At 70.5% G+C, this 12,373-nt stretch carries 5 protein-coding genes; 4 read left to right on the top strand and 1 reads right to left on the bottom strand.

Going from position 1 to position 12,373, the window contains the following annotated elements:
* Window positions 1-7: 7 nt before the first annotated feature.
* The 4 genes from C6Y44_RS03585 to entS all read left to right on the top strand — a co-directional run bounded on the left by C6Y44_RS03585 (window position 8) and on the right by entS (window position 11,910).
* Window positions 8-1,036: an ABC transporter substrate-binding protein gene (locus C6Y44_RS03585; RefSeq protein ID WP_159416711.1), complete on the top strand. Its 1,029-nt coding sequence runs from the start codon at window positions 8-10 to the stop codon at window positions 1,034-1,036.
* 111 nt (window positions 1,037-1,147) lie between these two features.
* Window positions 1,148-10,387, top strand: coding sequence for a non-ribosomal peptide synthetase (locus C6Y44_RS03590; protein ID WP_159416710.1), 9,240 nt, complete (start codon window positions 1,148-1,150; stop codon window positions 10,385-10,387).
* A gap of 40 nt (window positions 10,388-10,427) precedes the next feature.
* Window positions 10,428-10,649 carry a phosphopantetheine-binding protein gene (locus C6Y44_RS03595; RefSeq protein ID WP_059382429.1) on the top strand — a complete coding sequence of 74 codons (222 nt, stop codon included), beginning with the start codon at window positions 10,428-10,430 and terminating at the stop codon, window positions 10,647-10,649.
* Between the two features lie 10 nt (window positions 10,650-10,659).
* Complete coding sequence (gene entS / locus C6Y44_RS03600; RefSeq protein WP_174246935.1) at window positions 10,660-11,910, top strand: enterobactin transporter EntS; 1,251 nt, start codon at window positions 10,660-10,662, stop codon at window positions 11,908-11,910.
* Window positions 11,911-11,959: 49 nt separating this feature from the next.
* Here the strand turns inward: entS and C6Y44_RS03605 are convergent, their stop codons facing one another.
* Window positions 11,960-12,358 carry a hypothetical protein gene (locus tag C6Y44_RS03605; RefSeq protein WP_064064571.1) on the bottom strand — a complete coding sequence of 133 codons (399 nt, stop codon included), beginning with the start codon at window positions 12,356-12,358 and terminating at the stop codon, window positions 11,960-11,962.
* Window positions 12,359-12,373: the final 15 nt, after the last annotated feature.

Raw genomic sequence — 12,373 nt, forward strand, 5'->3', positions numbered from 1 at the left:
AACAACGATGCGCGTTCTGGAACGCAAGCGCGCGCGGGGCGCCGCGGCGCTCGGCGCGGCAGCTCTGCTGGCCGTCGGACTTGTGGGATGTTCGAGCGACGGCGACAGTGGCAGTAGCGCGGAGAGCGGCAACGCCTCCGCGACGCGCACCTTCGAAGCCCAGAACGGCAGCATCGAGATCCCGGCCGACCCGCAGCGGATCGTGTCCTGCGGGTACGCGACCCTCCCCCTCATCCAGGCCGGCGCGAACCTCGCCGCCGTGTGCGAGTGGAGCCGCGAGCTCGACAACATGGACGAGGAGACCCTGGCCGCCTACGAGGCGCTGCCGAAGGTCGCTCCCGACGGGGCCGTCTCGGAACTCAACTACGAGGCCGTCACTGCCGCCGATCCCGATCTCATCATCATGGGCGTCCCGGCCCGCGTGCAGGAGCAGGTCGACGTGGCCAAGCTCGAGTCGCTTGCCCCGGTGGTCTTCGTCGGCCTCACGGTTCCGGGTGAGTGGCGCGAACTCGGCGAACAGTACGCCGATGCCGCGAACGTCAGCGACTCCTACGGGGAATTCAAGGACGAGTACGAGGCTCGCGCCGCCGAGATCGCCGACAAGTACGCCGACTCGCTCGGGGGCCTGAAGTTCGCGGGCGTCTGCGGTGTCTGTGGCACCGAGCCCGGTGAGTTCTCCCGCGAGTACGCCTCGTCGTACACCACCAACCTGTTCGACGATCTCGGCTTCGACTTCTACGGGGAGCCGACCGATCCTGCGGACGTCCACGCCGAGTACCTGTCGGTCGAGCAGTTGCCCGAGAACCTCGGCGAGGCCGAGGTGATCGTCTACGGTGTCGAGGCCGACGGTTCGCTGCCGCCCGAGCTGGAGGAACTGTTCGCCTCCCCGCTGTGGCAGGATCTGCCCGCCGTGAAGGCCGGCAACCTCGTCGCCGTCAAGCACTCCAGTGCGGCGACCTACGAAACTGCACTGCTGGCACTCGATTCCATCGATGCCGAGCTGGAGAAGCTTCCGGCCAACCAGAGCCAGGAGTAGTCGCTGCTGCGGGCCCGCCCCGCACCACCGACCGAACGGCCCCCGACGTCCCCGACGCGGGGGCCGTTCGGCGTCCGTGCCCGAAATGACCGTCTATACCGAAAGCGACAGATGACCCGTTCCACTGCGCTCGAAGACATCGTCCCGCTCTCGCCGCTGCAGCAGGGCCTGCTCTACCTGAGTACCGTTGCGGCGCCGACCGGCTCGACATCCGACGACACGGGTGCGACCGACCCCGACGCCTACACGGTGCAATCGGTGGTGCGGCTCTCGGGCGCGGTCGACGAGGACCGGATGGCGGCCTCCGCCCAGGCGCTGCTCGACCGTCATCCGGCGCTGCGCACGTGCTTCCGTCCCCGTAAGGACGGCCGTACGGCGGGTCTCGTCGTGTCGGGAGTGGAGAATCTCTGGCGCAGCGAGGATCTGTCCGATCTCGAACGCGCCGAGGCGGAACAGCGGCTCGCGAGGATCGTCGAGGACGACCTGCACCGATGGTTCGACCTCACGCAGCCGCCTCTCGTGCGCTGGACCTTCGTGCGGTTCGGCGCCGACGAGGTGCGCCTGCTGCTCACCGCCCACCACATCGTCGTCGACGGCTGGTCGTCCCCGATCCTGGTGCGCGAGCTGCTCGAGATCTACGCCGCCGGCGGATCGGCGTCGGGTCTGCCGTCCGTGCGCCCCTACCGCGACTACCTCGCGTGGCTCGGGCGCCAGGACCACGAGGCCGCCCGGTCGCTGTGGCGCGAGGCGCTCGACGGTGTGACCGAGCCGTCGCTCGTGGCGCCGCCGGGTGCGACCCGTTCGTCGGAACGCTGCGCCGAACTCGAGGTACCGGTTCCCGATGGACTCGGAGCACAGCTCTCGGAGCTCACCCGCGCGAGCGGGGTCACCCTCAACACGGTGTTGCAGACCGCGTGGGCGATGCTCCTGTCCGGTCTGCTCGGCCGCGACGACATCGTCTTCGGCGCGACGGTCTCCGGTCGCCCGCCGGAACTCGTCGGCGTGGAATCGATGGTCGGCCTGTTCATCAACACCGTCCCGGTGCGGGTGCGGCTCGATCCCGCCGCGACCGTCGCCGAGCTGCTGCGACGCGTGCAGCTCGAACAGTCGCGCACCGTCGACCACCAGTATCTGGGCCTGTCCGAGGTGCAGCGCGCCGTCGGGATCGGCGAACTGTTCGACACCCTCACCGTATTCGAGAGCTATCCCGTCGACCGCGACGCCCTCGAGCGAGCGCAGCGCGCCGGGGGAGTGACGATCACCGGTGTCGACGGACGCGACGCCACCAACTATCCGCTGGTCCTCACGGCCGGCATGTCCGACCGGCTCGTCGTCAAGCTCGACCACCGCCCGTCGCTGATCGACTCGGACGAGGCCGCCGCTCTGGGCGCCCGCCTCGTCGCGATCCTCGGGGCCCTGTGTGCCCGGCCCGACGCGCCTGTCGCCGACCTCGACGTCCTGCCGGCCTCGGAACGGGAACGTGTACTCGGAACCTGGTCCACCGCACCCGCGGCACCGTCGAGCGGCACCGTCGCCGACCTTCTCGCGCGCCGGTTCACCACCGGCGCCGACCGCCCCGCAGTAGTGTGCGGTGAGCAGGAATCGTCGTTCGGTGAGCTCGGAGCGGCCTCGGCGCGACTCGCGAGGCTGCTCGTCGACCGCGGGGTGCGACCCGACGACCGGGTCGGTCTCGCGCTTCCCCGGACCGGCGCCATGGTCGACGCGATCATCGCCGTCCTCACCGCCGGAGGCGCCTACCTGCCGCTCGACCCGTCCTATCCCGCCGACCGGTTGAAGCACATGATCACCGACGCGGTACCGCGCCTGGTGATCACCACCGAGACCGTGCGCGCGGGTCTCGGCGACGTGCTCGACGGGGCCGACGTGCTGGTCCTCGACGACCCGGACGTCGAGTCCGCACTGTCTGCGCTGTCGTCCGCTCCGCTCACGGATGCGGACCGGCGCGCTCCGCTCCGTCCCGGCCATCTGGCCTACGTCGTCTACACCTCCGGTTCCACGGGGCTGCCGAAGGGCGTGGCCGTCACGCACGCCAACCTCGCCGACCTGCACGCCGCACAGGCCGCCGGGCCCATGCAGGCCGCCGATCGTGCGCCGCGCGACGGGCAATGGCACGTCCTGTTGACCTACCCGTTCGCCTTCGACTCGGCCGTCGCCGCGCTCACCTGGCTCTTCGAAGGGCATGTGCTGCACGTCCTTCCCGACGAGTACCGCGCCGACGTCGACCACATCGTCGGCTACGTGCGCACCCACGGCATCGACTACGTCGACACCGTGCCCGTGCTCATGAACCGCCTCCTCGACGCCGGGCTCCTCGAACCCGGTGGACACGTTCCCGCGACCGTCACCGTGGGCGGCGAAGCCGTGAGCACCGCGCTGTGGCAGCGACTCGCCGCGAGCGACGTGGTGGCGACGAACTGCTACGGACCCACCGAATGCACCGTCGACGCGACCTCCGCGCGCATCACCGGGGACACCGTGACGATCGGTGGTCCCACCCCCGGGACGAGCGTGCGGGTCCTGGATCACTGGCTGCGTCCCGTGCCCATCGGAGTGGCCGGTGAACTGTATGTCTCCGGAAACGGTGTCACCCGTGGCTATCTCGGCCGTCACGACCTGACCGCGGCGCGGTTCGTCGCCGACCCCCACGGGCCGGCGGGTACCCGCATGTACCGCACCGGCGACGTCGTGCGCTGGACGCACGACGGCGCACTCGAATACGTCGGCCGCGACGACGACCAGGTCAAGATCCGAGGATTCCGCGTGGAACCCGGCGAGATCGAGACCGCGCTCACCGCGCATCCGGCCGTGCGGAACGCCGTGGTGGTCGCGCACACCGACGACCGGGGGACCACGCGGCTCGTCGGGTACATCGTCGGTGACGGACCCGACACCGCCGCGGTGCGGACCGCGCTCGCCGACCGGCTGCCGGACTACATGGTGCCCGCCGTGCTCATTGCTCTTCCCGGCCTTCCGCTCACGGCCAACGGCAAGGTCGACCGGAAGGCGTTGCCCGAGCCGGACTTCTCGTCCCTGGCGGGTGCGGGCGAGCCGCGCACGGAGACCGAGCGGACGTTGTGCGCCACCATCGCCGACGTCCTCGGCCTCGACCGTGTCGGGGTCCACGACGATTTCTTCACCCTCGGCGGCGATTCGATCGTCTCCATCCAGCTGGTGTCGCGTCTGCGCTCGGCCGGGCTGCGCGTGACGGCCCGTCAGGTCTTCGAACTGCGCACCGCCGCCGCACTCGCCGCAGCGTGCGAGGCACCCGCCGAGGAACCCCGGCGAGCCCGGACGGCGGCGACCGGCCCGGTGCCCGTCACGCCGATCGTGCACGAATCCCTCGCGTCCGGATCGTTCGACTCGCTGCGCCGATTCACCCAGTCCCGGACGCTCGTCGCCCCCGTCGGTCTGCGGGAGGCGGATCTCGTCACGGGCGTGCGGGCGCTGCTCGCGGCCCACCCCATGCTGCGCTCGCGGTTCACCGTCGGCGACTCCGGACCGTCGTGGATCGTGCCCGACGACATCCCGGAGGTCGCGACGCTCGTCCGGCGAGTCGACCTCTCGACGACGGAACAGGTCTCGTGGAACGACCTCATCGCCGAAGCGTCGTCGGAGGCCGTCGACGCACTCGACCCCGAGGCCGGGGTCATGCTCCGCGTGGTCTTCCTCGACCCGGGACCGCAGCTGGCCGGGCGGATCGTCGTCGTCGCGCACCACCTCGTCGTCGACGGCGTGTCGTGGCGGATCCTGGTGCCCGACCTCGCCGGTGCCGTCTCCGCGGCCACCCGCGGGGAGACGCCCGCGCCGGAGGACACGGGGACGTCCTTCCGGGAGTGGACGGAATCGCTCGTCGAAGCGGCTTCGTCCGAGCGGATCACCGGATCGTGGCCGATCTGGGAATCCGCCCTCGCCGCCGAGGGTGCGCCCGCGGTGGGAAGCCGCGCCCTGGACCCGCAGCGCGACATCGTGTCGACCTCGGCGTCCGTGGAGATCGACGTGCCGGTCGACCTCACCGAACGCATCCTCACCACCGTGCCGTCCGCCCTCGGTATCGGCACCGGCGATGTGCTGCTCGCGGCCCTCGCCCTCGCCGTCACCGACGTCTGTGGCGGATCCGCCCTGCGAGTGCATCTCGAGGGTCATGGCCGCGAGGAACAGATCGTGCCCGGCGCCGACCTGTCGCGCACCGTCGGATGGTTCACCTCCCTGTACCCCGTGACCGTCGAACTCGGCGGAGGCCGCGCGCTCGACGGCGGTGATCCGCTCCGGGCCGTCGCCCACGCGTCCGAATCGCTGAAGCGCATTCCCGACAACGGAATCGCCTTCGGTATCCTGCGTTTCCTCGGCGACGACCGCGACCGCTTCGCCGGCTACCGCGCTCCGGAGGTGATGTTCAACTACCTCGGCCGGATGACCCTCGGCGACACCGCCGACTCTGCATGGTCGGCCGCACCCGAGGTTGCCGCGCTCGGCGGTTCCGTCGATCCGGCCATGCCCCTCGACCACGTCCTCGACGTCAATGCGATCACGGAGGACGGCCCGGACGGGCCCGCGCTGTCGGCGGTGTTCACCTACGCCACCGGTGCGCTCGACACCGACCGCGCCCGTCGGATCGGACAGCGCTGGCTCGCGGCGCTGCACCTTCTCGCCGACACGGTCACCGGCGGCGTCGTGGGAGCTCCCGTGCCGTCGATGCTCACGGCGTCCGGATTGTCCGTCGACGAGGTGCTCGCCCTACACGCTGAGAACCTGGACGGCATCGAGGACGTCGTGCCGCTGACACCCCTGCAGCGCGGCATGTACTTCCTGGCCGGACTGGACGAGCCGTCCGGATCGGGCAGTGTCGCCGAAGGTGTCGACGTCTACACGATGCAGACCGAGCTCGCCCTCGACGGCCGCGTCGACGCCGATACGATGCAGCGCTCGGTGCGTGCACTCGTCGGCCGGCACGCCGTGCTCCGCACCGGATATCGACTCGGTGCGTCCGGAGAACCGATCGGTGTCGTTCGTCGCACCGCCGAACCGCACTGGGAGGTCGTCGATCTCGGGACCGTCGAGCCGGACGTGCTCGACGCACGGGTCGCGGAACTGCTCGCCGCCGACCGCACCCGCAGATTCGATCTCGCGGCCGCACCCCTGGTGCGCTTCACGCTGGTGGTCGCGGGGCCGTCTCGGGCGCGACTGCTGTTCACGATGCACCACCTCGTCTCCGACGGCTGGTCCACGCCGTTGCTCGTGCAGGAACTCCTGCAGATCTACGCCGCCGGGGGTTCCGCCGCCGGACTCGCGCCGGTTGCGCCGTTCTCCGACTACCTCGACTGGCTCGGCGAACAGGACGTCGCGGCCGGTGTCGAAGTGTGGCGTGAACTCCTCGACTGCGTGGACGAACCCACCCTCGTCGCACCGTCCGGTACGGCGCTGCGCCCGGAGTTCCCCGCCGAACTGACGGTCGCCGTGCCCGAGGGGTTGTCGCGGCGACTCGTCGAGGCGAGCCGCGCACAGGGCGTCACGGTCAACGGACTCGTCCAGACCGCCTGGGGGCTTCTCGTCGGATCGCTCACCGGCAGAAGCGACGTCGTCTTCGGCGCGATCGTCTCCGGGCGCGTCCCCGACGTGCCGGGCGTGGAATCGATGATCGGCCTGTTCATCAACACCGTCCCGGTGCGCGTCCGCGCGCAGGCAGGGGAGTCGATCACCGATCTCGTCGCGCGCACGCACGGCGCCCAGAACCGCGTGATGGACCACCAGTACGTGGGTCTCGCCGATATCCAACGTGCCGTCGGCATCGGCGAACTGTTCGACACCCTCCTCGTCTTCGAGAACTATCCCGTCGACCGCGACGCCCTCGACGCGGCACAGCGGGACGGCGGCGTGCGGGTCGGCTCGGTCGGGGGCTCGGACGCCACGAACTTCCCGTTGGTGCTGGTCGCCGGGCTGGAGGGCGAACTGCACCTCGGCCTCGAGTACCGGACCGATCTCTTCACCGACGCCGACGCCACCGCGCTGGGGGAGCGGCTCGTGCGCATCCTCGACCAGCTCGTCGCCGAGAACCCCGGGACCGTGGCGCAACTCGACGTGCTCACGGCCGACGAGCGGGCCGGTCTGCGTAGCGAGTGGTCGGCGACCCCCGCGGCCCCGTCGAGCGGAGCGGCGACCGTCGCCGACCTCCTCGCACAGCAGATCGCGCGCACCCCGGAGGCGCCGGCGGTGGTTGCCGACGGCACGACGCTGTCGTTCGCGGAACTGGGACGCCGATCCGCGCGACTCGCCCGGCTCCTCGTCGACGCCGGGATCGGACCGGAGACGGTCGTGGGACTCGCGCTGCCGCGGTCCGAGCACATGGTCGTCGCGATCGCAGCGGCGATCTCGGCAGGGGGCGTCTATGTGCCGATGGATCCGTCCTATCCGCAGGATCGACTGGCGCACATCGTGTCCGATTCGCGTCCGCAGGTGATCGTCACGGTCGCCGCGGTTCTCGACGGCATCGCACCCGCCGCGGGTGACACGAGGATCGTGGTGCTCGACGACCCCGACCTGCAACGGCAACTCGACGGATTCTCCTGCGCCCCGATGACGGACGCCGACCGGCGCGCTGCGCTGCACCCCCACAACGGTGTGTACGTCATCTACACCTCCGGTTCGACGGGACTGCCGAAGGGGGTCGCGGTCACGCACGCGAACCTGCTCAACCTGTTCGAGAGTCACCGCGCCGATCTCTACGTCCCGACCGTCACGGCGACCGGACGCGACTCCGTCGGCGTCGGGCACGCATGGTCGTTCGGCTTCGACGCGTCGTGGCAGCCCACCCTGTGGCTGCTCGACGGGCACACCGTGCACGTCTTCGACGAGGACACCATGCGTGATCCCGAACGGATGGTCGCGTACACGCTCGAGCACGAACTCGACTTCCTCGAGGTCACCCCGTCCTTCCTCGACCGCATGCTCGCGGCGGGACTGTACGAGAGCGGACACCGCCCCGCCTCCGTCGGATTCGGCGGCGAGGCCGTCAATCCGGCGTCGTGGCAACGACTGCGGGAGTTGACGGACGGGCGTGCCTTCAACCTCTACGGACCCACCGAATGCACCGTGGACTCGCTCATCGGGTCGGTCATCGACGCCGATACACCCTGCCTCGGCCGAGCCGTGCACGGCGCCGGTGCCTACATCCTCGACGCGATGCTCCGGCCCGTGCCGATGGGTGTGGTCGGCGAACTGTACGTCTCCGGTGCCGGCGTCGCCCGCGGATATCTCGGACGGCCCGACCTCACGACGGTCCGGTTCCTGCCGAATCCCTTCGCCGACGACGGCACCCGCATGTACCGCACCGGCGACCTCGTCCGGAGGGTGCGCGGGGCCGACGGCCGACCCGTGCTCGAATTCCTCGGCCGCGGCGACGACCAGGTCAAGATCCGCGGCTTCCGGGTCGAACTCGGCGAGGTGGAGGCCGCGCTGACCGCGGTGCGCGGGGTGCGGGACGCGGTCGTGAACGCGCACACCGACAGTCGGGGAGTGACGCGTCTGGTCGGCTACGTGACCCCGGACGGTGACGTCGATCCGGCGGTCGTCCGTGCCGCCGTCGCCGAGCGCCTGCCCGACTACATGGTGCCCGCCGTGGTGCTCGTGCTCGACACCTTCCCCGTCACCGCCAACGGCAAGGTCGACCGGAAGGCGTTGCCCGAGCCGGACTTCTCGTCGCTGGTCGGCGCGCGTGCACCGCGCACCGACACCGAGCGGGTCCTGGCGGGACTCGTCGCGGACGTGCTCGGACTCGAACGGGTGGGGATCGACGACGACTTCTTCTCCCTCGGTGGCGACTCGATCGTCTCGATCCAGCTCGTGTCGAAGGTCCGGGCGGCAGGACTGTGGATCACCACCCGTCAGGTGATCGAACTGCGCACCGTCGAGGCACTCGCGGCCGCGATCGACAGTGGCGGCGGACAGACCCGTCCGGCAGCCGTCGGCGACGCGACCGGCGAGGTGACCGTCACGCCGATCGTGTGGGACACCCTCGAACAGTGGACCGGCCTGTCCCGGTTCTCGCAGGCGAGACTGCTCGTCGCGCCGGTCGGGCTCACGCTCGACACCCTGCGGACCGCGGTCGAGGCACTCGTGGCCGCCCACCCGATGCTGCGCTCGACCTTCCGTGTCGACGACGAAGGCCGGCCGTCGTGGATGGTCCCCGAGACCGTCCCCGACCTCACCGGCTCCGTGCGCCGCGTCGCCGCGACCGGCCGGGAGTGGGGCGAGCTGTTCGACGAGGAACGTGAGAACGCGTACGCCGCACTCGATCCCGGGAACGGTGTCATGGTGCAGGTCGTGTGGTTCGACTTCGGGTCGCAGCAGGCCGGACGCGTCCTGATCGTCGTGAACCACCTCGTGGTGGACGGCGTGTCGTGGCGGATCCTCGTCCCCGACCTCGCCGACGCCGTCGAACAGGCCGAGCGTGGGGAGACGGTGACCCTGGCGTCGAGCGGCACACCCTTCCGGGTGTGGGCGGACGAACTCGCGAAGGCCGCGCGCTCGGAGCGGATCACCGCGTCGTGGTCGACCTGGCAGCGCGCCGTCGAAGCCGATGAACCGATGCTCGGTTCGCGCCCGCTCGATCCGGCACGCGACACCGTCCTCTCGACCCGGTCGACCCGCGTGCACCTGTCCGTCGACGTCACCGAGCGGGTCCTGGCCGCGGACGTGGTCGACGACATCCTGCTCTCGGCCCTCGCCGTCGCGGTGGCGTCGGTCCGGGGCGGCGACCAGGTCCGCATCGACCTCGAGGGACACGGTCGGGAGGAGCAGGTGGTCCCCGGTGCCGACCTCTCGCGCACGGTCGGCTGGTTCACGTCGATGTACCCGGTGACGGTGGACCTGTCGGAGGTCGATGTGGCGTCCGCGTCCCGGGACACCGATGCCGCGGGCGCGGCGCTGCGCGCGGTGGCCCGCGCGTCGCGGGAACGGCCCGACAACGGCATCGGTTTCGGCCTGCTGCGTCGACTGAACCCGGACTTCGGCGACCGCTTCGCCCGGTACGTGCCGCCGGCCGTCGTCTTCAACTACCTCGGCCGGCTCACGCTCGGCGAGGCGTCCGGCAGCCCGTGGTCGGGTGCACCGGGTGCGGCTGCGATCGGCGGTTCGGTGGATCCGGACATGCCGCTCGACCACGTCCTGCAGGTGGACGCGATCACCGAGGACACCCCGGACGGCGCGGTTCTGGAATGCGAGTTCGCCGCCGCAGCGGACGTGGTCGACGCGGACACGCTCGCCGAGATCGCGCGGATCTGGCAGGACACGGTGCAGGTCGTCGTCGCGAGAGAACTCACCGGCACCGCTTACTAGGGCACAGCGCGCCTGCACACATCGAAAGAAGGAGAACACCATGCTCGATCGCACTACCGTCCTTGCCGACACCGCCCGGATCCTGGACATCGACGTCGACGAACTCGACCCCTCGGCGAGCCTCGTCGACCAGGGACTCGACTCCGTCCGGCTGATGGCCCTCGTGGAACAGTGGCGCAGCGCCGGCGTCGAGGTCGACTTCGTGGACCTCGCCTCGGCCCCCGACCTCGAGCAGTGGATCGCGCTGCTCACCCGCGGATGAGCGGGTGATCGTGGCCGTCTTCGAGAAGCTCTTCATCGACCTCGACCCGCTGCGGACCAGCCGCGAGTTCCGGTACCTGTTCACCGCACGCGTCGTGTCGCTGTTCGGTCTCGGTTTCCTCATCGTGGCCGTGCCCGTGCAGGTGTATCAGCTCACCGGCTCGACGGCGCAGGTCGCCGCGGTCTCCGCGGTGATCGGTGTGACCACCTTCGGGGCCACCTTCGCGGGTGGGGTGCTCGCCGACCGGTACGACCGGCGGAACGTCATCGCCCTCGCGCGCGGCACCGCGGGCGTCGCCTTCGCGCTGCTGGCGATCAACGCGTTCCTGCCCGAACCGCAGATGTGGGCGATCTACGTGCTCGCCGTCGTCGACGGCATTGCGGGCGGGATCTCGTCGACCGCACTGATGGCCGTCACCCCGAGCTTGATCCCGCGCGACAAACTCGCCGCGGCCGGTGCACTGATGGCGCTGACCGCCGATCTGGGCTCCATGATCGGCCCGGCGCTCGGTGGTGTCGTCATCGCCGGCGGTGGTGTGGGCGTGGCCTACGCGCTCGCGGCGTTCACCACGGCGATCACCACCTTCTGCATCACTCGCCTGCCGTCGCTGCCTCCGACACACGTCGCGGAGGAATCACCGTTGAAATCGGTGGTGTCGGGCTTCCGGTACGCAGCGCACAACCGCGTGGTGGGGCAGGTGCTGATCGTCGGATTCCTGGCGATGCTGCTGTCCGGCTGGGCCGTGCTCATCCCGGAGTTCGCCGACGAGGTGCTCGGCGTCGGACCGTCGGTGGTGGGCCTGCTCTACACCGCGCCCGCCGTCGGTGCGGTGGTCGGCTCGCTGACCAGCGGCTGGACCGGCTCGATCCGACGCTACGGGCTGGTGGTCTACCTGCTCATGGCGGTCTCCGCCGCGGGTCTGGTAGGCGCCGGCGCGACCGGTGTCCTCGCTGTCGTGCTGCTCGGCCTCGCCGCGCACGGTTTCGGCGACTCGCTCGCGGACGTCGTGCGGTACGCGACCGTCCAGCGCAACACCTCCGACGAGTACCGCGGACGGATCGCGGCCGTGTGGGGTGCGCAGGTGACGGCCGGTGCCTCCGTCGGTGCGGTTGCGGCGGGCGTCGTGGCCTCGCTGGTGCCGATCTCGATGGCCCTGACCGTCTACGGCGTGGCCGGTGTGGTGATCATCGCGATCATGTTCGTCGCGACCCCGACGCTGCGGCGGTTCGAGGACGCGGGCGACCTCGAATCTGTGGGCTGACCTGCGGGTCGACGAGGTGGGGCCGGGTGAACCCGGCCCCACCTTCGTGTCATGCCCGTCCGTCGCGCGCCCACGCCTCCACGGCCGAATACCCTTCGCTGACGCCCTGGGTGTAGGCGACGAGCGCGCCGTACAACCGGGATCCCTCGGTGGCGAGCTCGATGGTGCCCACCCAGTCGGCAGCGCGTGCCATGACGTGCGCGGAGATGTCCTGCCGGTCGCGGGTCGCGGACGACACGATCCGGAACGCCTCGTCGGCGATCCGGAAGGTCTCGGCGACACCGCGCCAGAAGTACTCCGCATCCATGGCAGAGCGCAGCGACTCGTAATCCGTCGTGTCCTGCATCGCCGTGGCGTGTGCCAGTCGCTGCAGAGCATGCTCCGCAGCCCCGACGGGGAAGTACGTCACGTCGTCGATGGTGTCCTTGCCGCCGCTTGTCGTTCTCACCGCAGAGATGGTGCC

This window comes from Rhodococcus rhodochrous (assembly GCF_014854695.1).
Lineage (GTDB): Bacteria > Actinomycetota > Actinomycetes > Mycobacteriales > Mycobacteriaceae > Rhodococcus.

Excerpts from the sequence above, each read along its gene's own strand:
- C6Y44_RS03585 (WP_159416711.1), top strand. The coding sequence starts at position 8 with ATGCGCGTTCTGGAACGCAAGCGCGCGCGGGGCGCCGCGGCGCTCGGC.
- C6Y44_RS03595 (WP_059382429.1), top strand. The coding sequence starts at position 10,428 with ATGCTCGATCGCACTACCGTCCTTGCCGACACCGCCCGGATCCTGGAC.
- C6Y44_RS03590 (WP_159416710.1), top strand. The coding sequence starts at position 1,148 with ATGACCCGTTCCACTGCGCTCGAAGACATCGTCCCGCTCTCGCCGCTG.